Origin of the sequence: Candidatus Formimonas warabiya (genome assembly GCF_002777255.1) — a bacterium.
Classification (GTDB): domain Bacteria; phylum Bacillota; class Dehalobacteriia; order Dehalobacteriales; family Dehalobacteriaceae; genus Formimonas; species Formimonas warabiya.
Genome location: NZ_CP017634.1, coordinates 3,647,712 through 3,673,198, shown reverse-complemented (window position 1 = coordinate 3,673,198; position 25,487 = coordinate 3,647,712). Strand labels below are relative to the sequence as shown.

Genomic DNA, 25,487 nt, shown 5'->3' with positions numbered 1-25,487 from the left:
GACGGTTATATAGATATAAAACTATTTATACGAGGAGGATGCGTACATGAAAAGAACTTGGTTATTAATTCTGATGATGGTGGTCCTAATGTCTTCTCTGGTTTTGTTCTCTGCTTGCGGCGCCAAAGATACGGGTGCGCCGACTGACAGTACGGCCGAGGATCAGGCCAATACGGGCGACGCTTCTGGTGACAGGGTTATCCCGGCAGATGCCGATCCGATCGTTATTTCCTCGCTTAATTTTACAGAGAACGTCCTGCTGGGCCAGATGACCTATGATTATTTAAAATATCTGGGATATCCGGTTGAATCGAACCTCAACTTAGGTTCCAGAGGCATCTTGCGCGCTGGTTTGAAAAACGACGAGGTAGACCTGTACTGGGAATATGACGGCAGTATCGCCATGGGCGAAATGGCTGCGCCAGAGCCGATACTTGACCCTGACCAATGCTATACTGCTGTCAAAGACTGGGATGAGAAAACGAACGGTATCATCTGGCTGGATAAGTCCGACATCAACGATACATACTGCTTTTGCACCAGACAGGAGATCCTGGACAAATATCATATCACCAAATTCTCCGAAATGGCTGATTTGATCAAAAACGGCGAGCATTTCAAGATGTCTGCTTCACCGGAATATCAGACGAGAGAAGATGGCCTGCCCCTTTTGGAAAAGATCTATGATTTTTCCATGCCGCGTGAAGACTGCGTGACGCTGTCGATGGGGCTTGATCCTGAAGCTTTGGTGAACAAGGAGATTGATATTACAGAATTAGGCACCACAGATCCGAAGATTGTAAAGCTTGGACTGGCTGTCCTGGAGGATGATAAGCACGCTTTCCAGAATTACTATGCTGCGCCCATTGTCCGCGCCGACCTGCTGGAAACATTCCCAAATCTGGCAGAAGATATGAAGACCCTGAGCTCTATCTTTACCGTGACTAATATTACTGAACAGATAGCAAAAGTCGACCTTGACCAAACTCCCGAGGACCAAGTCTCTGTGGCGTTCCTGAAAGAGAAGGGTTTAATCAAATAATATTTGTTGACCGCTGCCCGCAAACATAACGTGAGGCTGCCCGGCCCCCCGTGTAGGGGTCGGTGACGGCCTTTGTTAAGATACTCTTATTGACCAGTTGAATGTGGGTATTAGTAGGGGGTAGTACTTTGGAGTCCTATATAAAATTCTTAAACAATTATTCAGATAAATTTTTACAGTATATTGCCAATCAGTTTGAGCTAATTATCCTGGTGACGGTTATATCACTGATATTGTGGGTCCCTCTGGGCATATTCTTGGTCCGGCACCGAAAGTATGCTCAAAAAGTGATGACTGTGGCAAATTTTATCTACTGTACGCCCAGCTTGGCTTTGTTTGTTATTTTTATGTCAATTCCCTTCTTAGGTATCGGCCGTACCTCAGCTTTAGTGGCAATGGTATTGTATTCGATGATGCCGCTGGTCCGCAATGTATACGTTGGGATATCAGGGGTGGATAAAACGGTCATTGAAGCCGCTAAAGGCATGGGCCTGAATAAAAATCAAATTCTGAAAAAGGTACAGCTACCACTGGCAATGCCGGTAATGTTTGCCGGTTTTCGTACGACTGTAATCATGACCACAGGTATGTCGACGATCGCGGTGTTTATCGGCGAGAAAAATCTCGGCCAATTTATTTTCGACGGCATGAATCGGCATTATATGGAGATGTTGATCGTAGGTTCGGTTTCTTTGTGCATCATTTCATTGGTGATGGATTATATCCTGGCCTTTTGTGAGAAGAAAATGGTTCCGAAGGGGCTGCGCGTGGGAAGAAACTAATGCTTGCAAATGCAGCTGTCTAGGTTTATGAATTGGCTGAAAAACATGTCATGAGGTGAATAACGATGATCGAATTAAAAAATGTGACAAAAACATACCCAGGCCAGTCGTTCAAAGCGGTCGACAATCTGTCCATGATCATGGAGACCGGTGAAATCACCGTTTTGGTCGGCCCTTCCGGCTGCGGCAAAAGTACCACGATCCGTCTGATTAACGGTATGATCGAAACCACGTCAGGAGACGTATTTATCGACGGCAAAAATATCAAGGATACCGATCCGAACCGTCTGAGGATGAATATTGGTTACGTTATTCAGCATATAGGTTTGTTGCCTCACCTCACAATCGCCCAGAATATCGCTATCGTGCCCAAGTTACACGGATGGGATAAAGGGCGCATAGATAAGCGTGTCGTGGAACTCCTGGAACTGGTGGGACTGGACCCCGGGATCACGAAAAATAAATATCCCCTGCAGCTTTCCGGCGGACAGATGCAGCGTGTGGGCGTGGCCCGCGCTATGGCCGTCGATCCGGCCACCATGCTGATGGACGAACCCTTCGGCGCCGTGGACCCAATCACCCGCCGCGGTCTCCAAGACGAGTTCCTGCGTCTGCAGACCGTCATGAAAAAGACCATCTGTTTTGTTACACATGACATAAACGAAGCTGTCAAAATGGGCGATAAGATCGCCATTATGAATAAAGGTCAGATCGTCCAATATGATACGCCGAAAAATATTTTATCCCATCCGGTGAATGATTTCGTTCAGGACTTTATTGGAGCGGACCGGATGGTGAAGAAGCTGAACATCCTGCTGGCAGAGCAAATCATTTATCCGATAGAGAAAACGCTGCGTATCAATGAAAGCGAGCTACCCAGAGCTTTTGACCTGATGCGTGAAAAAGGCGATTATCACGTGGCTTGCTATATCGACAATGCCGGACGGGCGGTAGGCTTGATCACAAAAGAGATGGAAAAAAAGCTGGTGGGCAATTTCACAATCGAAGGCCTGAAAGGCCTGATTGCCGATAACCAGAAAGCCGCCGTGCATCATGATACCAATTTAAGCGATGTTTTTTCGCAAATGCTGGAACATAATTCGGAATGCGTCCCGGTTGTGCGCAATGACGACATCATCGGTTCGGCCTTCTTCGACGATATCCGCATTTTTGTCAATAAGGAGGATGATGAATAAATGAATTGGGAAAGGATGGCCGGCTTTTTTTCTACTTCATATGTGCCAAGCCTGATCGAACATATCTTGATCACGATGCTTGCCATCGCCGTTGCTCTGATCATTTCTGTACCTCTTGGGATTTTTCTGACCCGGCCCCGGTTCAGAAAATATAGTAACGTTGCGTCCGGCATCATCAACATACTTCAGACGATTCCTTCGTTGAGTCTGATCGCTCTGGCCATGCCGGTCCTTGGCATAGGTATTAAGCCCACGATCATGGTGCTCAGTCTGTTTAGCATCATGCCGATCCTAAAAAACATGCTGGCCGGGATCAATAATGTCGATATCAATTATCTCGAAGCCGCGAAAGGCATGGGCATGAACCCGCGGCAGATATTGTTCAAAGTCGAACTGCCTCTGGCGATGCCGGTTATTTTGACCGGCGTGCGTACCGCTACCGTGATTGTAATCGCCAGTGCCACGATCGCCGCGGTCATCGGTGCCGGCGGACTGGGCGAATTTATTTTCCTTGGTTTAAGTATGAATTGGCCGGAACCGCTGCTTTTAGGCGGCATCACTTGCGCGATATTGGCCAGCGTAGCAGATCTTTTGTTGGCGAAATTGGCAGCCAGCTTTATTCCACCCGGTATGATCATAGAAGATATTTAATACTTTAAACCATGACAAATAGGAAAAGGGGTAGGGGTATTAGAAAATGGCTGAAACGATGACACGAGACGGTGTGGTACAAACTCTTTGCCGCATGTGCGATGATCATTGCGGCATTAATGTCTATATTAAAGAAGGCCGGATCATCAATATTGACGGCATGGAACATCATCCTTGGAACAAAGGAAGAATATGCCCCAAGGGGAGAGCCGCCTTAGATATTGCCTATTCTCCGGACAGGCTGAGGAAGCCTTTGAAAAGACAAGGAAACGACTGGCTTGAAATCAGTATGGAGCAGGCTTTGACTGAAATTGCCCAAAGGATGAAAGACATTCAAAAGGAATATGGGGATCGGAGTATCGGAATTTGGAAAGGTGAAGGGGTTGGTTTTAACCAACAGGAAGGCTATGCCAGAAGGTTTGCCTATGCAATTGGAACGCCAAATTACTTTTCTAATAATACGCAATGTTCTATTGCCAGAAAAATCGGCTATTTTTTGGTCAGAGGCCATAAACCTGTACCAGACCTGGAAAAGGCAAAATGCATTATCATCTGGGGAGTAAATCCCCCGTATTCACAACCCCAATTGACCAGAATGGTCTTAGATGCCCGGGAAAGAGGCGCCAGACTGATTGTGATTGATCCCAGACAGTCTGCCATGGCCAGGTGTGCAGATTTATATGTTCCAATCAAGCCGGCAACAGATGGGGCCTTGGCTTTAGGAATGATCAATTTAATGATCCAAAATAAGTGGTATGATGAAAGCTTTGTTGAAAACTATACAGTAGGCTTTAACGAACTTGCGGATTATGCGGCGAAGTTTACTGATGATTATGTGTCAAGAGAAACCGGCATCGATGAAAAGACGCTCTTGGAAATTGCAAAAACATTTGCCAGGAATGCACCCCGGGCAGCTATTTTTACCGGAAACGGATTAGATCACTGTGAGAATTGTGTCAACAACATTAGGGCGATAGCCAGCATTGGCGTGCTGTGCGGTTGTGTTGATCATGAGGGCGGGGAACTGATTCCCGAAGATTTAAATTTAAACGCGCTGGTGCCCAATTGGAGGGAACTGAAATATAAGCAACCTATCGGCAGCAAGGAGTATCCTGTTTTATATGATTTTGGCGAAAACCATACTCTCTTGGCGATGGATGCAATCTTGACGGGCAAACCATATCCCCTTAAAGGATTGATTCTTACTGCGGCTAACCCGGCTTTAACAAATGCCAATAGCGCTAAGGTTACGAAGGCTTTATCCAGTCTTGATCTTTTTGTGGTCAGAGACCTGTTCTTAACCGAGACTGCGAAATTAGCCCATTATGTTTTGCCGGCCGCTTCGTTTCTTGAACGGTCAGAATTATTTGTCAACAAGCAGTTTCAAAGAATCTATAAAACCACAAAAATAATCGAAAATAAAGAATGCGTTGATGAATATACCTTTTGGCAGGGTCTGGCACATAAGCTGGGGATGGGAGATTATTTTCCCTGGCGCAATGAGGAGGAAGTGAATGCCTGGCTGTTGGAACCCACAGGCATTACCTTGAAAGAATTAGAGACGAAACCGGAGGGTCAGGAATATAAACCGATTGAGTATTTGAAATATCAGAACCAGCCAAGACCATTCAACACTGCATCCGGGAAAATGGAGTTTACCTCAAATTATCTTAAGGAGCTGGGTTATCACGAACTGCCGGAATATCATTCTCCCTCCTACCTAACTGAGGCAAATGGGAAATTTCCTTTTGTACTAACGAGTGGGGCCAGGAATGTTTTGTTTAACAATAGCCGGTACCGGAACATACCCAGGTTTGTTCAGGCGGTTCCTTTTCCGGAAATTGAAATCAATGCCTTAGATGCGGCTCAAATAAGGGTAGTTGATGGTGAAATGGTTTGTGTTAGTTCAGAAGTCGGTTCCATTCAGATCAGGGTGAAGGTTGTGCACCCTTGCGAGATTGTCCGGGGTACAGTTGAAATTACCCATGGATGGAAAGAAGCGAATGTAAATTTATTGACAACAGACCAATTTAATGATCCGATCAGTGGGTTCCCCATGTTAAAAGCGCTACCGGTAGATATAAGAAAGATTTAAATATTTATTCTAGAGGAGCGTCTAACCTACTGAGACATATTAATATTGGGTTTTCAGAAGTATCTAGTAGGGATCGTGAGGTGGGAAGATGCAACTGATTACAGTTAATCTGGACAGGTGTGTGGGCTGTCAAAACTGTGAACGGGCTTGTGCTTTTGCACAGGCTGGAGACTTTAATGTAAAAAATTCAAATATTCGGGTTGGTGTCTATCCGGAAGAACGTTGCTGTCTGCCCTTAACATGTTTCCAATGTGAGGATGCACCTTGTATGGAAATTTGTCCGGCCGGAGCCATTACCCGCACCCGAGAAAGTAATGCTGTCCAAATAAATGCCCAAAAATGTGTAGGATGCAAAATGTGTATGTTGGCCTGCCCTTTTGGTAATATCCATTTTGATGCAGAGAAACATGTCAGCCAGAAATGTGATTTATGCGGCGGGGATCCCCAATGTATTAAGTTTTGTGTGTCCAGGGCTTTAGAATTTGTAGATGTCCAAGATGCCTATGCGTTTAAACGTTTTTCCGCTCGGTCAAAATTAAAAGGAAGTGTTTAAATGGAGGTTGTCATCATTGGTAATAGTGCTGCCGGGTTGAATGCCTTGGAAAGCTTCAGGAAAATTGATTGTGATTCACCGGTTACTATGATCTCTGCGGAACCGGGCCCTGCTTATTCGCGCGTTCTTCTGCCCTATTATCTGAGGAAAAGGATAACTTTTGAAAACTTATTTTTGAATTCCGCCGAGTATTACACTAAACTTCATGTGGAAACTGTTTTTGGGAAGAAGGTGACTCGATTAAATAGCCGAGATCATTTAATTTACCTAGATGATGGGGGTGAAATTAAATTTGACCGGCTGTTGATCGCTTCCGGGGCTTTACCAATGAAACCCCCGGTAACAAATTTGGAGGGGCCAGGGATTTATCATATGTGGACCCTGGAGGATGCGAAAAATATCGAAGCTTATTTTCAACCGGGAAAACGGCTTTTAGTTCTTGGTTCAGGATTTATCTCTTTGCAGGCGGCTTGGTCTGCTGTGAGCAGAGGGTTAGTTGTAACTATTTTTGAATTAATGCCACGGATTATGCCCCAGGTGTTGGATCAAAAAGGGGCGGATATTTTACACCGGAACATATTGGACTATGGTGTAGATTTAAAGGTTAATATGCCGGCGGAAAGAATAAGCAGGAATCGAGACGGTTCTATGACGGTATATGTCAAGGGCGAGGCTCCTCTGGATGTGGACTTGATCATTGTGGGAACGGGAGTCTGTCCCAATATGGGATTTTTAGACAAAATGATCAGGATAGACCGGGGAATTCTTGTTAATGACAGGATGGAAACCAGTGTTCCGGGTATTTTCGCTGCCGGAGATGTGGCCCAGGGGCCTACTACTTTTGGTGAACCCCATGTAATTCATGCGTTATGGCCTACGGCCGTTGAACAGGGCAAGGTTGCCGGTGCTAACATGTCAGGCGGTTGTAGATCTTACCAGGGAAGTCTGAATATGAATGTGACCCAAATGTTTGGCAAGACTGTGGCTTCTATTGGACAATTCCTGGATGGGGAGGGCTATGAAATAAGACAATTTTTTGATTCTGTCCATGGGCGGTACGGTAAAGTCGTTTTGGAGGGAGAGATCCCTGTCGGTGGTATTGTGGTAGGAGACGCCGATCAGGTGACTCTTTTAGGAAGAATCAGACCCTTGATTCGCCAAAAAAAGAAATTTGTCGGCACACTAAACGCATTATCGAAAGTTATTTGAAGTGTTCTTCCGAGGGACTCTCAAAGGAGTCTTAACAAGTGAGCTGCATAAGATGATCAAACTTGGAGGTAATGTAAAATGAGTGGACTAGAAAATTTTATCGCTTTATTCAAGGTACCGGACTTTATTCAACCATACCTGCATATTTTTGTTACTCAAAAAGAAATTGACTTAGTTGTCCATATGGGTGAGAAAGATTTTACGCTTGAGGGACTATCTGACTTATTAGGTGAGACCATGACCAGTGCTTTTTTGGAACAATGCTACCAAAGAGAAATTATTAATAGAGAAAAAAAAGAAGGAATTCTTTATTACCGGATCGCTGATTTCGCCCAAAGGATGAACAACCATGCCATGTTTGGAAATTACTATGTACTTCCCCAAAATATCCGAAAAGAATTAGATGAATGGTGCCTTAGTGAGTACCATAAAAAACATAACTATTTTCAAGCGGTAATAGAAAATCAGCCTGACTACGATAATTGCCATAATGACTTGATTATGCTTTTGCATGAAGCGGAGGAATTTGTTGATTCGTCAGATGAAATCATGGTTGTCCCCTGCGATTGCAGGATGCTGGCTGATCATTGTGACCGGCCTAGAGAAGTTTGCCTTAGATTTAATCGAAGTATCACGGACAGAACTAATGGCCGAAGTCTGACCAAAGAAGAAGCCAAACAACTGCTGCGCATGTCGGACCGGGAAGGGCTGATGCATACGGCTAGTCCGCATAATTGGCGGGAGGTGGGTCCCAGTGTTATCTGCAATTGTTGCGCCTGTTGCTGTTATCCTTTTAGGGCTGCTCAACAGTATGGAACCAAGGGGAAGTGGCCCAAGTCCCGTTATCTTGCTCACTTTGATCAGGAAAAATGTAAATTGTGCGGATTATGTATTCAGAGGTGCCAATTTAAAGCATGTTTTCTTGACGGGACGGAACGTGAGTTGAATGGAAAGAAGGGAAAGAATATCGGATTTAATCCGGAGCTTTGCTGGGGATGCGGCCTTTGCGCCAATTCTTGTCCGAACGGTGCTATTATGATGGAAAAAATCGATGAAAATTTGTAGTGTTTTTGAGTTTACCAAATTTCAATGTGTTTCTTCTAAGTTCCAGAGAATTAATGATTTCCATTTCCACCTATCAATCCAATAATTACTTCCATGGGGGCTGTAACAAAACTTAGCGAGCATTTTGTTACAGCCCCACTTTTATAAGGAATATTACTACAATGCCACGCTCCTCCCACCACTTTCTCATGCGAAAAGTTACTATTTTTGCGATCGTTCTCCGCTACCTAAAAATTTCCTCAAGTTTTATTATAGCCCCTTGAATTTTATCATTGAAAGGACATCTTTTATTTTAGGTTATCCTGTGGTCTGTCCTATGGATGGTTGATTTTATTCTTTTTCGATGCTGACTTCATTCAAAATTGCTAGCATCCTTTTTCCTTATAGTAGGAAATCCTCATTTGATGTTGTTAATTTTGAGTTTTAACGATTTTCATGAAGTATAAGATTATGTTTTATATTAAAACAATATAAGTTCAAAACACAGTTTTTTTCCTGAAATAATACACGTATGCTCTATATTAGAACAATGTTACTTAAAAAATATCCTTGAATTATTTATGCAAATCTACATCCATGAATTATTTTAGCGCCTTGCCAAATGGTAGTTATAAGTTCTTATAAACATGAGTTATGTCAATTGGCACAGAAATTGCAATAAGAAGGGTCGTCGGCAATTCAAGGCAGTAAATCAAAAGGAAAAAGAAAAAAATGAGCAAAGAAAAGTCCCTAAATTTTAGCTAATAGAAAAGAAGGGGAAATGGTAGTGAGATAAGGCCTTGAATACTGAGCTTACTAATTAACATGAATCATTGTGAAAGAGGGAATTAACATGACATTAACCCTAGAAGAGAGAAAGAAAAGATTATTTGGGAATCACGCTCTTACGGTTACTCCGTTTAAGGAATGTGGAGAGCTTGATGAGGAATCTACCCGGAAACTAATTGACTACATTATTGAACAAGGTGTTCATGGTATTCTCACCCTTGGCAGTTCTGGCGAGGTTTTCGCTTTGACTGTAGATGAACGTAAGAAGTATGTGGAAATTGCCGTTGACCAAGCCAAAGGAAGAGTTCCGGTTGGAGTAGGGGTAAATCATTCATCCAGTGATGAGGCTGTTCTATTAGCAAAACATGCTGCAAGTGTTGGGGCCGATTATATTTTTACTTGCCCGCCCTATTATCACCCGCACCGTGAAGAAGGGGTCTACCGTCATGTTAAGCATATTGCTGATGCTGTAAAGGATCTTCCGCTAATGGTCTATGATGGTGGAGCAGGAATCGAAATATCCCTGCCGCTTCTAAAAAGAATGGCCGATACAATACCAAACTTAACATGTGCAAAATTGTTTTTACCCTACCCTCAGAAAATTGCTTTATACAATGGTGCCACTGAGGGAAAAGTCCAAGCTTGGGCTGGACATGATCAAATGAATTTCCAAATGTTGCTTTATGGCGCTCAAGGGATGACTACAATTGCAAGCTGCGTCCTACCGAAAGAACAAAGTGACATGTTCAACTTAATACAAAATGGGCAGCTTGATGAAGCGAGAGACATCTATTATAAAAAAGTTTGTCCCTTAAGCTCTATTGCATTTTGCAATGTGTTGCAATATATCCAGTGTTATAAATATGCACTCAGAAAGATGGATATAATTGCCAGTGATAAATGTAAGGTTGTGATGGAGCCACTTGATAATTGCCGCAAAGCTGAAATGGATGCAGTGCTTAAGTTTATTGGTGTTATTTAGCATCAAATAATAATGAGCCTATTGATGATGATATTTAGATTTTAGTTTGAGTTGATATTAAAAGACATGATTATAAGGGAGGTTTGATCATGATTTAGATTTATGATACGAGCAGGTATATTCGGCAAAGTATCATTCTTGCGACAGTCAATTCCTATGCAAAAAGCTAAATGTTTATTTATAATCAGGAGTATTGTATACTGAAATCAAAGTGTCTTAACTTTGGAGGAATGATCATGTCGCAAATAAAAATGAGTTCAGAAAAAAGTCAGCTAGATTCATTTCTTATGGCATGGGAGCATTTTATTAACCAGGGAAAAGTTGATAAGTACATTCGGCCTGTAATTTTGAAATCCTGGCAGCGGTGCAAGGACTTACATGTTGATCCTTTCTCTACCAAGGTTACATTGATACTTACGCCAGTGGAGTTTGGGAAACTAAAGAAAAAAAAGAAAAGGTTCATCCAAGTTGCCCATCAGTATATTAACTTGCTTTATGAATATGTAAAGGGAAGCGGTTTTGTTATCTTTCTTACGGATGAAAATGGGGTAGTTCTTCTGCTCGCAGGAGATAAGGATCAACTGGATACTTATCGGCAGATAAACCTGAAAGAGGGTGCGATTTGGTCAGAAGAAGCAGCCGGGACAAATGCTGTTGGGACTTCCATTAAAGAACGCAAGGCAGTACAGGTTGTTGGCGGGGAACACTTTTGCGCAATACATCATGAGACTACTTGCTCCGCAAGTCCTATTTTTGGTGCTAGAGGTGAATTTATCGGTGTATTGAACATGTCGGCCAGATGTGAAAACGTTCATTCACATACTCTTGGTATGGTCGTGGCATCTGCAAAAGCAATTGAAAATGAATTAAAGATTAAAAAAGCTATGGACGAAATAAAGCAGACCAACGACATTATGAGAAGCACGATTGAGAATGTAACAGATGGCATCATTAGGGTAAATGCCCAGGGAGAGATAACGCAAATAAACAGTCAGTCACAAAAAATATTAAAGATTAATGAGGAATTGGCCCTGGGAAAAAAGCTGATAAAAATAGTACCGAGTTTAGGCAATATTGAAAAGATGATCCAAGATAACTCAGGCTGTATGAAAGAGTTATCTTTTGAGTCCAAAGGGGAAAGAGTTGAGGCAAATGTATGGATTCAGGCTCTTTCTAATGAGGAAAAACTTTATGACGGTGCGGTGCTGATTTTACAAGAAAGAGAAAAAGTCTTTCAACTGGTAAACAATATTACGGGCGCTCAGGCATCCTTTAATTTTGATTCTATCATTGGGAAAAATGAGAAATTGATGGAGGCTAAAGATCTTGCAAGTAAGGCGGCATTAACCAATTCCACAGTTTTGCTCTTGGGTGAGAGCGGTACCGGAAAGGAATTGTTTGCCCAGGCTATTCATAATGCTAGCAAGAGAAAGGGACCTTTTATTGCAGTAAACTGTTCTGCCATCCCGCGAAGTCTCATCGAAAGTGAACTGTTTGGATATGAATCCGGGAGTTTTACGGGTGCAGACCGTAACGGCAGGCCGGGTAAGTTTGAGCGTGCCAACGGCGGTACTATTTTTTTAGACGAAATCGGGGATATGCCTTCAGATTTACAGGCTATTTTATTGCGGGTTTTACAGGAACGGGAGGTAGTCCGGGTAGGGGGTTATAAACCCATACCGATTGATGTACGTGTAATTGCCGCCACAAATCGGGATATTTTGGGAAGAATCAAGGACGGAGTATTTCGTGAGGACCTTTATTTCCGGCTAAATGTAATTAAAATTGAAATTCCGGCGTTGAGGGAAAGAAGGAGCGATATACCTTTGCTAATAGAGAAGATTGTACCTTCCATCAGTAAAAAGCTGAATAAAAGGATTACTTCCGTATCTCCTGAGGCTATGAACATTTTTACAAAATATCACTGGCCGGGTAATGTTAGGGAATTGGAGAATATTCTGGAGCGAAGCATTCTAATGTCGCAAGTAGATCAAATACAAGTAAGCAGTTTACCGTGGTGTGTTTTCACCGGGGATAATCAAAAACATGAGGATATGACGAAGGTTTCGACGTTAAATGAAGTTGAGGAAGCAACAATTCGAAAGGCTTTGGCACAAAAATCCAGCATCTTAGAAACTGCTAATGTGTTGGGCATTAGTAGAAGTACTTTGTATCGCAAAATGCGAGAATATAACATCATCTATCAGGAGGACAAATGAATAGATAATTAGGGTTAAGAAGGGGGATTCAATCATGACTAAGAAGAATATTATTGATTTTCAGAGAATGGCGGCCGAAGGGGAAAAGATTACCTGGCTCACCGGATATGATTATTTAACCGCAAAATTACAGGAAAAAGCCGGTGTGGACATGATTCTGGTAGGGGATTCCTTGGGGATGGTCTGCCTGGGTTATGACACGACATTTCCGGTGACCATGGATGATTGTATCCGACACTGCCAAGCTGTAAGAAGGGGTGCCCCCAATACATTTATTGTTGGGGATATGCCATATATGTCTTATCAGGTTTCCGACGAACAAGCCGTGGCCAATGCAGGCAGATTCGTGAAAGAAAGCTTAGTGGACGCTGTCAAACTGGAGGGCGGCGGAGCCGCAATGGTGAGCAGAGCCAAGGCGATAAATGAGGCAGGCATTTTGGTGATCGGCCATATTGGACTGACTCCCCAATTTATGGGCCAGATGGGCGGATACAAGGCCCAAGGTAAAAGTGCCGGAGCTGCTTTAAAACTGGTTAACCAGGCCAAAGCGCTGGAAGAAGCCGGTTCCTGCATGATCCTTGTAGAAGGTGTTCCTGCCGCTGTAGGGAAAGCGATTACCGAACGGGCCAAAATTCCTATTTTAGGCATTGGGGCAGGCTCTTATACTCATGGCCAATTGATAATTTATGCAGATATGGTCGGCATGTATGATAATTTTGTACCGAAATTTGTTAAGAAATATGCGGATGTGGGAGCGATCATGGTACAAGCCTTTAAGGATTATGTGGATGAGGTGCATCAGGGTTCCTTCCCCATAGACGAAAAACATACTTATCTGATGAAAGAAGAGGATGAGAAGGAGTTTTTAGCTCTTCTGGCAAAAACCGAAAACTAAACTCCTTACCGCCAACTTTATTCAAATAAAGCATTTTTACGCGGTATTATTAAAGGTGGCTCATGCGAGGTTTAGCATCAGCCACCTTTTCCACATAAAAAGGATTTTAAGGTTATTTGCGTTTGATTAAGGAGAGAACAAGATGGATGTAAAAACGATGAACCTTGATAAACTGGATTATGCCGGCGCCCAGGAGGTGTTGGAAAGACTGCTGAAACTGGATTACCATCCCGTAGCGATAAAATTCTTTAAAACTCAAGAGGAAGCCGGCCAATATCAGGCGGAAATGAAGATAGCGTCCAAGGTAACTTTTTGCCAGTTCACGGCTGTTTCACGCATGGCCAACTACATACTAAAGGGTACCAAAGATAGTATTATGTGCGAAAACTGCTTAACATCTTTTGGCTATGCTGAGCCGTCGGAACAATTAGTCAGGGATCATATGAAATATGTGATGGATATGGAGAAGGCAAAGCAGGTGGTTGCCAGCAAGCTGAGCCTGCCTTTGGGGGAAATTCACTCTTTTATCACTGCTCCCCTTGGGAAAACGCCTGTTGATCCGGATGTAGTCTTATTTATCTGCAACCCTTTACAAGCCTATCACATTCTCAATGATTATGTCGGCGCTTTTAATGTACACCCTTTGCAGTTTAATCAGACGGTAAGTTCTGCAGTATGCGGCGGTGCTGTCTGGAGTTACCTAAACCATAAACCCAACATGAATACGATGTGCTCCGGCAGCTATACCTCAGGTAAAACTGAGAAGGGTGAGGTTAATGTTTTTATACCCGGTGATCAGATTATTGGGGTAGCCCGGCAATTAATGAAGCGGACTGAATTCTCAAAAGGTGCCTCCTTCCCCTATAGCGGGACTGAGTGGCCCGGTTTGGATGTCTGCAAGAAATGTCCCATGATTCGTTTGAAGGATATAGATTAGTTCACGAAAGGTGGTATCGAGAGATATTACCTTTTTTTAATGATGGGATCTTTTGAGGATCATCTCTGATAATTTTTATAACGGGGCGGATAATGTCCCCCACCCCTGCAGGTGGCGGGTACTGATTTAGCTTTCAGGCGGTGGGCATATCCCCGCCTCGTTGAAACGCGCAGAGGTAAGAAAATTTTCCTACAACCGGAAAATTTTCTACCGATGCGTTATAAGCGGTGTCACAAAAGAATTTGTCCGAGCATAGATATTATGGGAAAGATCAACTGGTGTGATTTGAAACAAAACATGGCTGTTTCAAAAAAAGACATTTTCTAATCGCAAAAAAAGCCCTATAGAGTGTCCGGCATTACGGACAATTATTTTAGAAAAACCCGACTCATCTGGAGGAGATTATTTGTCTGCAAAAACCCTGAATTTGGACAGGCGCTGATCTTTTTGAAAACCATTACTATATAATTGGCACGAAAATTGCTATATATCATTGTATTTCTTGGTGTTTTTTTCGCCGGCACCTTGATGCAGGTGAAGGAGGTGGTAACATTTCCCGGATGGAGGTTACTGACAAAGCATTAAAAAGGTTGGGAGAATTTTTTAAGGTAAATGGTAAGCGGCCGATCAGATTGGAAGAGTCTAGGAGCGGATGCGGCTGAGCATCAAAAACTGAGGTCTTGATGACTCCAAGCGATGTGATGGAAGATGACGAGGTTTTTGAAATTAGTGAGATTACATTTGTGGTAGAGCGGAAACTTTGGAAGAGAATATGTCCGGTTAAGATTGATTATCAGGTTAAGTTGCATGAAAGAGGTTTTGTGATAACTTCAGGCAGTATACAGGTTCCCGGCGAAGGCACATGTAATATTTAACTATATATTTTAATAGGAGGCATTTTTTATGAGTAATATGGCAACAGCACCGGAAATTAACACACGTGTAGTTGATGAGGAGCGGGTAAAGAGGCTAAAAAGTTATTTGTTAGACGCACCTCAAAAAGTAGACATCGAACGGCTCAAACTGCTGGCGGAGATTTACCCAAAATTGGATGGCTATCCCGCGATCATAAGGAGGGCTAAGCTGCTTGAATACATTATTGAAAACAAGACTCTGTACATTGATGATAACTTTTTTGTGGGCAGTGTAACCCAGTATGTGGCGGGAGTCTACCCTTTCCCTGAGTGGAACTGTGACTGGATGAAGGATAAAGAAGGAAAAGCAGTAAGCCACCTGGGTGAGATCAAAATTACCGATGAAGACCGGAAGGTTTTTGATGAAATCGTTAAGTATTGGGACGAGCGCAGCTGCTACCCCAATGCTAACAGAATTTTTGAAGAAGTATACGGCTATAGCTCCCTACCTGCCCAGGAAACAGGATTGTTCTATGATGGCAACTCCTGGCCTGCCGGGGGCGGAACTATGGATTACAACATGATGCTGGTTCGAGGGGCGAAAAGCATCATGGAAGAGGCAAAAGAACGGAAGGCTGCCTTGCTTTTAAATAGTGAGAACAGATCCAAAAGGAATTTCTACGAAGCAGTAATCATCGTTATGAACACCCTGATCCGTATGGCAGAGCGTTATGCCGAACTGGCGAGAAAAATAGCCTGCGAAGAGAAAAATTTCGAACGCCGCCAGGAGTTACTGGAAATAGCGGAAATATGCGATCATGTACCCGCAAACCCGGCATGCACTTTAAAAGAAGCTTTACAGAGCTTCCTGCTTACCCACTTGTTGCTGGAGATCGAAGTAACCGGCTGCGGTTATTCATTGGGTTACTGGGGGCAGTACATGGAGCCATTCTATCAGAAGGATATAGCTGAGGGAAGAATTACCAGAGAAGAGGCCCTTTACTTGACTAAGCTAGTATTTATCAAGCTTCAGGAGATCGGCTACTATCACGGGCCTAAATTCGCCAAGGCTTGGTCCTCCCATGTGGGCCAGACTCTATGTATCGGCGGTCTGACTTCGGATGGAAAAGATGCCACCGGTGAAATGGACTATATCTGCTGTGATGCCCATATTGACCTGAAAAATATCCAGCCTCCGCTGGCTTTGTTCTGGCATCCCGGTCTAAAAGAAGATTTTCTCTTTAAGGCTTTAGAAGTAGTAAAAACCGGTGTCGGACACCCGCAATTCATGAATGCCCCATTGGCTATTACCAGGGAAATGGATAGGTATATTGAAGACGGTGTTACTTTAGAAGAGGCAAGGCGGGTGGCCATCTTCGGATGCGTTGGTACCGACATCGCCGGCTGTACCTCCCACCCTGTGGAGGGTGAAGTGTGTATTGCCAAAGCTTTTGAACTTGCCTTTAACAACGGTGTGGATCCCCTTACCGGTATTGAGGTAGGACCCAAGACCGGAGACCCGGCAGAATTTGCCTCCTTTGATCAATTATTTGAAGCTTTCCGGACCCAGGTTGACCTTGCCGTGAAAACAATGCGCGGACATGGCCGGTCAGGAAACAATTATCAAGCGGAAAATCTCCCGCTGCCGCTGCGTTCTGTGATGACAGGCGGATGCCTTGAATCCGGTAAGGATTGCTGGGACAATGGCGCTAAGTATACCGCTGATTTAATGATTAATGTGGCTACCGTCGATGCGGCCAACTCTCTTATGGCTGTGAAAAAACTATGCTTCGAAGATAAGAAATTAACCATAGCTCAACTTAAAGAAGCGCTGGCGGCAAACTTTGAAGGTTATGAGCATGTGCAAAAAATGTGCCTGGATGCCCCTAAACACGGAAATGACGATGATGAAGTGAATGCATTTGTGCGTAAGTGTTACGATCTTGTTTGGGAAGCTTATTACAAAGCAGGCCGCAACTACTGCGGTAAAAAGGGAAAACCCGAAGCGTATTCCAACAGCTTGCACAACCTGTTCGGTGCGGTAATGGGAGCTTTGCCTACCGGTCGGGAAGCATACCGGGCTCTTACCGACGGCAGCGTATCGGCTATGCCGGGGACAGATGTAAACGGGCCTACAGCTTTGGTTAACTCGGCGGCTAAAGCACTTGATACGGTGCGCTTCAACTCCAATCACTTTAACATGAAATTCCATCCGGCAGCGGTGGAAAGTCCCCAGGGAATGAGAAAACTTCTGGCACTGATCAAGACCTATATGGATCAGGGCGGGTCGCATATTCAGTTTAATATTGTCAGCAGTAAAACCCTCCAGGCTGCTCAACTGCATCCTGAGAAGTATAAGGATTTGGTCGTTAGGGTGGCAGGGTTCAGCGCATACTTTACCAGATTGGATCCTGGCGTGCAGAATGAGATCATCAAGAGAACTGAATTAAACTTCAACTAATATTAATTAACTACCTTGATGGCGGTAATAAAACCTCCCGCTTTGGGCGGGAGGTTTTAGCCAGAAAAGGGGAAGGCGACAGTATGGATAATAAAGAGATTGCATCGGAAAGAAAGGCGCTTATTTTTAACATCCAGAGGTATTCCACTGAAGACGGTCCGGGGGTAAGGACAACGGTGTTTTTCCAAGGATGTCCGCTCAGGTGTCTGTGGTGTAGCAATCCGGAGTCAAAGCAGCATAAACCGCAGATGCTTTATTTTGAAAACACATGTACAGAGTGCTACTCCTGCCTGAAGGTTTGTCCTAACGGGGCCAACCAAAAAAAGGATGACGGTACAGTTTGGGTGGATCGTAATCTTTGCCAGAACTGCGGCGCTTGTGTAGAAGCTTGCCCATCTAATGCCAGGTCTATTGCCGGAAGGTGGATGACGGTAGACGAGGTTTATAAAATTATTGACAAAGATGTTATATACTATATGAATTCCGATGGAGGGGTAACACTTGGTGGTGGAGAGTGCACTTCTCAACCTGAATTCGTCTTGGAACTGCTGGACAGATGCTACCAAAGAGGTATCCATATCTGTCTCGATACTTGCGGATACGCTCCCTGGAGTATATTGGAAAAAATATTGCAAAAGGTTGATTTAGTCCTATTTGACATAAAGCATTTAGATCCTGTGAAACATAAGGAATTTACGGGTGTAGACAACCGGCTTATTTTAGATAATGCTTCTAAAATAAGACAAATGGGTAAAAAAATTATCATCAGATTGCCGTTAATTCCCGGGTATAATGATGACGAAAAAAATATTACGGCAATAGGACGATTTATGAAATTATGGGGCCTGGACAGCATTGACATACTCCCTTACCATCGGCTGGGTGTAAATAAATATCATGCCCTTGGTGAGGAGTATATGCTTGAAAATTTACCGTCATTACAAAAGGATAATATCAAAAGCAAGGTCAAAATATTGGAGTCTTTTGGACTGAAAGTAAATGTAGTTTAATGTGATCATTAAAAATTGGAAGTATTCTCCTGCGTGCCATGGTATACATAATACTGTGTGCATATAGAACAAATGATGTCAATGGGTACTGATGGATATAAGCGCCGACGTTACTTTCTTTGCCAAAAGTGACGAAAGGAGACAGAAAATGGCAAAGGAAGATATATTAAAAGAGGTCCGGGAAAAAGGTATTAAATCTATTAGATTACAGTTTACAGATATTCTAGGAATCCTAAAAAATGTGGCAATTACAACTGCACAGCTAGAAAAGGCACTTGAAGGAGAACTAATGTTTGATGGCTCGTCCATTGAAGGTTTTGCTCGGATTGAAGAGTCTGATATGTATTTACGACCAGATCCAAACACTTTTACAGTTTTTCCTTGGCGCCCGATTAAGGGGGGCGTCGCGCGTTTGATTTGCGATGTTTTCAATCCCGATGGAACTCCTTTTGAAGGAGATCCGCGTTATGCTTTAAAGAAGGTTGTGGCTGAGGCAAGTTCGATGGGTTACACTTTAAATGTTGGTCCAGAGGTGGAATTTTTTTTATTCCAAGTTGATGGTGATGGTAGACCTACGACGATTACGCATGACAATGCTAGTTACTTCTATATGACTCCGGTTGACCTTGGTGAAGAAGCACGTCGAAGCATGGTTTTAACTCTTGAACAAATGGGTTTCGAAATTGAGGCATCGCATCATGAGACTGCCCCAGGGCAGCACGAAATCGATTTTAAGTATTCTGATGCCTTAGATACAGCTGATAAAATTGTAACTTTTCGTTTTGTTGTACGCACGATAGCTCAGCAACACGGTTTGCATGCAACCTTTATGCCTAAACCAATTGCTGGAATTAACGGTTCGGGAATGCATACGAATCAATCACTTTTTATGAACGGCCAAAATGCTTTTTTTGATCCAAATGGGGAAATGGGCTTGTCGAAAGAAGCATATAACTATATTGCAGGCCTAATGAAACATGCACATTCTTTTGTTGCTATAACTAATCCAACGGTAAACTCCTATAAGCGTCTTATACCTGGTTTTGAGGCACCATGCTATATAGCATGGTCAGCACGTAATCGTAGTCCTTTGATACGGATTCCTTCCAAGCGGGGTAGTTCAACAAGAATTGAAGCCCGATTTCCAGATCCTTCATGTAACCCTTATTTAGCCTTGGCAGTTCAACTTAAAGCTGGTCTAGCGGGGATTAAGGAAAATTTGACTCCTCCTTCGGCGGTATCACAGAATATCTATAAAATGTCGGATGAAGAACGCAAAGCTCAGGGGATTCAAGCTTTACCAGCAAATCTTTATGACGCATTACAAGAACTTAGCCGTGATGGTTTAATCAAGGAAACCCTGGGAAAACACATTTACGAACGGTTTATGAAAGAGGGAATCAAAGAATGGGACAGGTATCGCTCCACGGTACACCCATGGGAAGTATCAAGGTATCTGGAGATGTATTAAGAATACAGATAATTGACTTTTAAGGACTGATTTAAAGAATGCCAAACATAAAGTTGAATTGATATAAGTTGTGTAGCAGTTTGTTACATCATTAATAAAATAGGTTCCAATATGATACATATTTTGCTCTAATTTAAGACGTGAAAACGATGTAACCTTATACTTCGCTATTATAGCAACCTTATCATGTGCCTTCTGTAGGTTGGCATATAACTTGCATAAAAACTTAGTTATATGGACGATAAGAACAATCGTAGTTAGTAAAAGGAAAATAATTTATGAGAAAAAATTGGACAAGTCCTCAATTGTAAAGAATACTGAGACCTAAAATCCTTTTCTTAAGATATTTTTGAGTTAAGGATTTAAGCCAAAGTATCACTAAAGCTATCTGTAAAGGAGTGATGCGTCGGATTTGCATTGGGATGGGTTATGAGAGGCTTATTGGTTCGACGGCTACCATGTATACAGATTTTTCATCTTCAATTGTAAAGGAGTGATGTGGACAATTTTAGTTGTGCCGAATCAGATTTTGTCAAAAAGATGTGTCATAACTCGGCAGCTATTAATAAGTTTCGGTTTAATACAGACTCAGACGGAAAGCCTTGATTTTAATTTTATATTCTAATCGCCATTCAAAAGTAAAAAATGTATGGGGGTAAAAGAAATGAGAAAATTACTATTAATAGCCTTGGTGATAGTCTTGAGTTTAGTTATGGTTACTGGGTGTGGCACATCAAATTCTACGACTGACAGCACAACCGACAGTGCAACTGAAAATGAAACAACCGGTGGTGAAATTTTGATTGGTGGTAACCTTGAATTGACAGGTGGCGCGGCACCTTTCGGCAATGCTACGAAAAATTCAGTTGAGCTTGCTTTCGAACAGGTGAATGCAAATGGTGGTATCTTGGGCGGCAAAACATTAAAGTTTATTGTAGCAGATAATAAGACCGACGCAGGCGAATCTACTGCGTCTGCCGTTAAACTGATCACCCAAGATAAGGTTCAGGCTATTATCGGCTGCCAAACCAGTGGTGACAGTATTGCCGCTTCCCCGGTTTGTGAGCAGAACAAAATACCCATGATTTCTCCTGCTTCCACAAATATCAAAGTTACCGTTGAAAACGGAACACTAAAAGCCTATATTTTCAGAGCATGCTTCATCGATGATTTTGCTGGTACAGTGGCAGCAAATTTCTTGTCTAAAGACAAAAATGCTAAGACTGCTACCATGATTATTGACCAGAAGAGTGACTACTCAAAAGGTATGGCAGAAGCATTCGAAAAGACCTTTACCGCAAATGGCGGTTCTATTGTCAGCACAGAGAAATACACCGCCGGTGCCGATACCGATTTCCGTGCTATCCTGACCCGTATCAGTTCCGCGAAGCCTGATTGCATCTTCATCCCCGGTTTCTATCAGGAAGTTGGATTAATCATCAAACAAGCCAGAGGTTTAGGCATGCAACAGCCAATTATGGGCGGCGACGGCTGGAGTTCACCACAGCTTGTTGAATTAGCCGGCGGTCCGGAAAATCTTAAGGATTGCTTTATTGTTGACCATGTATCCTTGACAGACCCTGCTGTTGCTGATTTTGTCAGCCAGTATAAAGCCAAGTATAATATTGATCCCAATGCTGAGGCGATTCTCGCTTATGACACTGCCAACCTTTTGATTAATGCTTTCGAAAACGCCGGTTCAGCTGATCCGGAAAAAGTGCGTGAGGCTTTAGAGAACACGAAGGATTTCAAAGGCCTTGCCGGGGTAATTAATATGGATCCGGCAACCCACAACCCGCAAAAGAGTGCAGTTATTACTGAGTATATCGACGGAAAACCGACCTTCCTGCAAAAAATTGATCCTCAGTAAGCTAAAGACCGCTAACTAATTAGGGCATTTTTAATTGAGACAACCCAAGCATGAAGAGGGGGCGCTGAACCCCTTCTTCGTGCGCTATATGTAAAAAAAGGAAGTGGAAAGATGGCAGAAGTAATCCGGGAAATGATTCAACAGTTGGTTAACGGTATCTCACTTGGCAGTGTGTACGCTTTGCTCGCGTTGGGTTACACCATGGTTTACGGAATTATGAACCTAATTAACTTTGCTCATGGAGACGTCTTTATGGTCGGAGCTTATGTTGGTTGGTTTGCCACAAGCGTTCTGCATTTGTCCTTTTTCCCAGCTCTGATCATTTCAATGGCATCGTGTGCTATTCTGGGCGTCGTAATTGAAAGGGTTGCTTACAGGCCGTTGCGTGCGCGCAACGCGACAAGGATCTCATTCTTAATTACAGCCATTGGTATGTCTTTACTCTTGGAATATGGTGGTATGCTTATTGTAGGCCCTGATATCCGTACTTTCCCTCCGGTCTTCCCGGATAAAAGTTTTAATGTTGCTGGCGTATACTTTCAGGCCGGCGATTTACTGATTATTTTTACCGCAACCTTGTTAATGGCTTTGTTACAATACATCGTGCACTATACGAAAGTCGGTAAGGCGATGCGGGCAGTTTCTTTTGATAAAAATGCCGCTCTGCTTATGGGTGTGAATGTTAACACTACTATTTCCGCCACCTTTGCCATCGGTTCTGCGCTGGCAGCAGCAGCAGGTGTTCTTCTGGGGATGTATTTCAACACCATTCAACCACTGATGGGGTTATTCCCTGGTATGAAAGCCTTTATTGCGGCGGTCCTTGGAGGGATCGGCATTATCCCCGGGGCAATGGTTGGAGGTATAGCCCTTGGTGTGATAGAGGCAATTGTCAGCGGTTTAGGTGCGTCTACATGGCGGGACGCGGCGTCATTCTTAATCCTAATTTTGGTGTTACTTATTAAGCCAAGCGGCATATTTGGCAGTAACATAAGAGAGAAAGTGTAGGTGAAATTAAGTGAACAATTTGATCAATCGCAAGAACATCTTTTCATCCCTGGGAGTAGTATTATTTTATGGCATAATCCAAGCGTTGATTGTCACCAATATTTTGCCTCCATTTTATCAGCTAACCTTAATTTTAATGTGTATTTACGCACTTCTAGCGACCAGCTTAAATATGATTAATGGAATAACCGGGCAATTTTCCATAGGCCATGCCGGTTTTATGGCCATCGGCGCCTATGTTTCAGCGATAATGACTGTTAATTTTCATATGCCTTTGATCATCGCATTGCTTAGCGGGGCAATTGTTTCGGCAATAGCCGGCTTCCTGATCGGACTGCCCAGTCTTAGGCTTTATGGTGATTACCTTGCCATTGCCACATTGGGTTTTGGTGAAATCGTACGTATTTTCTTTACGAATTTGGATTATGTGAATGGTGCTTCCGGCTTTACGGTTCCCAGTACTATTACCTGGACTTGGACCTTTGGGGCCTTAGTTATCAGTTTGCTTTTTATGCTCAATTATATTAACTCCACCTTTGGCCGTGCCTGCATTTCCGTACGGGAAAACGAAATTGCCGCCGGCACCATGGGGATAAACACCACAAAATATAAAGTAATAGCCTTTGTATTTGGATCTTTTTTCGCTGGTTTAGCAGGAGCTATTTACGCCAATTACATGTTTCTGGTCCAGCCAAATACTTTTAGCTTTTTGAAGACCTTTGATATTCTCGTCATGGTTGTTGTCGGTGGTTTAGGGAGCATGACGGGAAGCATCGTCGGTGCCGTAGTTATGACGGGAGTGTCAGCCGCCTTAGCCGGTATCCCAGAGTGGCGATTGGTAATAACTGCCTTGATCATGATAATCATGATGCTGTTTAGGCCACAAGGCTTGTTGGGAACGAAAGAGTTCACCCTTAGTTTCCTAGGAAAGAAGGATGAGAACAATGTTACTGAAATTGAATAATCTTTGCAAACAGTTCGGCGGATTAAAGGCAGTTACTAACTTGAATATTGAGATTAACGAAGGTGAGTTGATTGGGCTTATCGGGCCTAACGGTGCCGGGAAAACTACTGTATTCAACCTTTTAACGGGTGTTAATGAACCAACTTCCGGTAAAATCCTATACCAAGAACGGGAAATTAGTGGACTTAAGCCTTATCAGGTAACCCAACTGGGCATAGCCAGGACATTCCAAAATATTAGGCTGTTCAACAACCTGAGCGTAGTGGATAATGTCAAAATTGCCTACAATCAGCACGCATCCTACAATACCGTCAGTGCATTGCTGAGATTACCTAACTTTTTCAGCGGTGAGAAAGAGATTACCGCGAAAGCCATGGAATTGCTGAAAATCTTTAAACTTCAAGATATCGCCCATGAAATTTCCAGCAGCCTGCCCTATGGACAGCAACGGAGATTGGAGATCGCCCGTGCACTGGCCGCTAAGCCCAAGTTATTGCTATTGGACGAGCCGGCTGCCGGTATGAATCAGAAGGAAACTCAAGATTTAATGGAATTGATTGATTGGATCCGTAAGGAATTTAGTTTGACTATTCTTTTAATCGAACATGACATGGCCTTGGTAATGGGGATATGTGAACGGATTTATGTTTTGGATCACGGAGAAACTATCGCCCACGGAACGCCGAATGAGATTAAAAATAACCCTCTGGTCATCGAAGCTTACTTGGGAGAGGAGGTTCAGCAATGCTAGTTCTGGAAGAACTCAATGTTTATTATGGTGCGATACACGCAATAAAAGATGTTTCATTCCAGGTCAACAAAGGAGAAATCGTCACTTTGATCGGTTCTAACGGAGCTGGAAAGAGTACGACACTACAAACAATTTCCGGTATACTCCGGCCAAGAAAAGGCAGGATTTTGTTTACGGACCAGGAACTCTCCGTTTTATCTCCGTCAGCAATTGTTGCAAAGGGGATTTCCCAAGTTCCAGAGGGTCGTAAGATCTTTGCCAATATGTCAGTGTACGAGAATTTGGAAATGGGCGCTTATATGCGCCGGGATAAGGCAGAGATTAAAAACGATATTACTAAAGTTTTTAAGATTTTTCCACGGCTTGATGAACGCCGGAGCCAGCTGGCGGGAACTCTTTCTGGTGGAGAACAGCAAATGTTGGCTATGGGCCGAGCTTTAATGTCCAGACCCCAGCTTTTACTGTTAGATGAGCCGTCGATGGGCTTGGCACCTATTCTTGTTAAGCAAATTTTCGCAATAATTAAGGAGATCAACGAAACAGGTACCACAATTCTTCTAGTTGAACAAAATGCCAATATGGCTCTTTCCATTGCTCATCGGGCATATGTGCTGGAGACAGGTAAGATTGCGCTATCAGGTACTGCAAAAGAATTGGCTTGCAGCGAGTCTGTGCGCAAGGCTTACCTTGGTGGTTAATTGAAG

General features: G+C 43.2%; 21 protein-coding genes. All 21 read left to right on the top strand.

The annotated features are described in order from the left end of the window. Nucleotides 1–46 precede the first annotated feature (46 nt). The 21 genes from DCMF_RS16700 (at nt 47) to DCMF_RS16600 (ending at nt 25,481) form a co-directional block, all read left to right on the top strand. Complete coding sequence (locus tag DCMF_RS16700) at nt 47–1,042, top strand: ABC transporter substrate-binding protein (protein WP_148135464.1); 996 nt, start codon at nt 47–49, stop codon at nt 1,040–1,042. A gap of 128 nt (nt 1,043–1,170) precedes the next feature. Further along, nucleotides 1,171–1,824 carry an ABC transporter permease gene (locus DCMF_RS16695; protein ID WP_236860047.1) on the top strand — a complete coding sequence of 218 codons (654 nt, stop codon included), beginning with the start codon at nt 1,171–1,173 and terminating at the stop codon, nt 1,822–1,824. 65 nt (nt 1,825–1,889) lie between these two features. Beyond that, on the top strand, nt 1,890–3,020 hold the full coding sequence (locus DCMF_RS16690; protein ID WP_148135462.1) for an ABC transporter ATP-binding protein: 1,131 nt from the start codon (nt 1,890–1,892) through the stop codon (nt 3,018–3,020). After that, complete coding sequence (locus tag DCMF_RS16685; protein WP_148135461.1) at nt 3,021–3,671, top strand: ABC transporter permease; 651 nt, start codon at nt 3,021–3,023, stop codon at nt 3,669–3,671. A 46-nt stretch (nt 3,672–3,717) separates the two neighbouring features. Further along, entirely contained in the window at nt 3,718–5,766 is a 2,049-nt protein-coding gene (locus DCMF_RS16680) for a molybdopterin-containing oxidoreductase family protein (RefSeq protein ID WP_148135460.1), read from the top strand. Nucleotides 5,767–5,854: 88 nt separating this feature from the next. Continuing rightward, complete coding sequence (locus DCMF_RS16675; protein ID WP_148135459.1) at nt 5,855–6,319, top strand: 4Fe-4S dicluster domain-containing protein; 465 nt, start codon at nt 5,855–5,857, stop codon at nt 6,317–6,319. Next, complete coding sequence (locus tag DCMF_RS16670) at nt 6,320–7,528, top strand: NAD(P)/FAD-dependent oxidoreductase (RefSeq protein ID WP_148135458.1); 1,209 nt, start codon at nt 6,320–6,322, stop codon at nt 7,526–7,528. 78 nt (nt 7,529–7,606) lie between these two features. Then, entirely contained in the window at nt 7,607–8,593 is a 987-nt protein-coding gene (locus DCMF_RS16665) for an ATP-binding protein (RefSeq protein ID WP_148135457.1), read from the top strand. 832 nt (nt 8,594–9,425) lie between these two features. After that, the gene (locus DCMF_RS16660; RefSeq protein WP_148135456.1) at nt 9,426–10,343 is read left to right on the top strand and encodes a dihydrodipicolinate synthase family protein; all 918 of its coding nucleotides are present in this window, start codon (nt 9,426–9,428) and stop codon (nt 10,341–10,343) included. 236 nt (nt 10,344–10,579) lie between these two features. Continuing rightward, a complete protein-coding gene (locus DCMF_RS16655) occupies nt 10,580–12,562 on the top strand; it encodes a sigma-54-dependent Fis family transcriptional regulator (protein ID WP_214658672.1) in 1,983 nt (660 codons plus the stop codon). 34 nt (nt 12,563–12,596) lie between these two features. Further along, complete coding sequence (gene panB / locus DCMF_RS16650) at nt 12,597–13,457, top strand: 3-methyl-2-oxobutanoate hydroxymethyltransferase (RefSeq protein WP_148135454.1); 861 nt, start codon at nt 12,597–12,599, stop codon at nt 13,455–13,457. A 142-nt stretch (nt 13,458–13,599) separates the two neighbouring features. Next, entirely contained in the window at nt 13,600–14,394 is a 795-nt protein-coding gene (locus DCMF_RS16645) for a DUF169 domain-containing protein (RefSeq protein WP_236860046.1), read from the top strand. A gap of 683 nt (nt 14,395–15,077) precedes the next feature. Beyond that, nucleotides 15,078–15,269, top strand: coding sequence for a hypothetical protein (locus DCMF_RS16640; RefSeq protein WP_148135453.1), 192 nt, complete (start codon nt 15,078–15,080; stop codon nt 15,267–15,269). A gap of 28 nt (nt 15,270–15,297) precedes the next feature. Continuing rightward, complete coding sequence (locus DCMF_RS16635; RefSeq protein ID WP_148135452.1) at nt 15,298–17,709, top strand: glycyl radical protein; 2,412 nt, start codon at nt 15,298–15,300, stop codon at nt 17,707–17,709. Nucleotides 17,710–17,792: 83 nt separating this feature from the next. Continuing rightward, on the top strand, nt 17,793–18,719 hold the full coding sequence (locus DCMF_RS16630) for a glycyl-radical enzyme activating protein (RefSeq protein ID WP_148135451.1): 927 nt from the start codon (nt 17,793–17,795) through the stop codon (nt 18,717–18,719). 148 nt (nt 18,720–18,867) lie between these two features. Beyond that, complete coding sequence (gene glnA / locus DCMF_RS16625; RefSeq protein ID WP_148135450.1) at nt 18,868–20,190, top strand: type I glutamate--ammonia ligase; 1,323 nt, start codon at nt 18,868–18,870, stop codon at nt 20,188–20,190. 664 nt (nt 20,191–20,854) lie between these two features. After that, nucleotides 20,855–22,060 (top strand): ABC transporter substrate-binding protein, encoded by a 1,206-nt coding sequence (locus DCMF_RS16620; RefSeq protein ID WP_148135449.1) that lies wholly within the window; start codon nt 20,855–20,857, stop codon nt 22,058–22,060. A gap of 111 nt (nt 22,061–22,171) precedes the next feature. Beyond that, nucleotides 22,172–23,068 (top strand): branched-chain amino acid ABC transporter permease, encoded by an 897-nt coding sequence (locus tag DCMF_RS16615; protein ID WP_148135448.1) that lies wholly within the window; start codon nt 22,172–22,174, stop codon nt 23,066–23,068. A 10-nt stretch (nt 23,069–23,078) separates the two neighbouring features. After that, on the top strand, nt 23,079–24,032 hold the full coding sequence (locus DCMF_RS16610) for a branched-chain amino acid ABC transporter permease (protein ID WP_148135447.1): 954 nt from the start codon (nt 23,079–23,081) through the stop codon (nt 24,030–24,032). Next, nucleotides 24,013–24,783: an ABC transporter ATP-binding protein gene (locus tag DCMF_RS16605; RefSeq protein ID WP_148135446.1), complete on the top strand. Its 771-nt coding sequence runs from the start codon at nt 24,013–24,015 to the stop codon at nt 24,781–24,783. The genes DCMF_RS16610 and DCMF_RS16605 overlap by 20 nt, the downstream gene beginning before the upstream one ends. Continuing rightward, on the top strand, nt 24,777–25,481 hold the full coding sequence (locus DCMF_RS16600; protein ID WP_148135445.1) for an ABC transporter ATP-binding protein: 705 nt from the start codon (nt 24,777–24,779) through the stop codon (nt 25,479–25,481). The genes DCMF_RS16605 and DCMF_RS16600 overlap by 7 nt, the downstream gene beginning before the upstream one ends. The last annotated feature ends 6 nt before the right edge of the window (nt 25,482–25,487 follow it).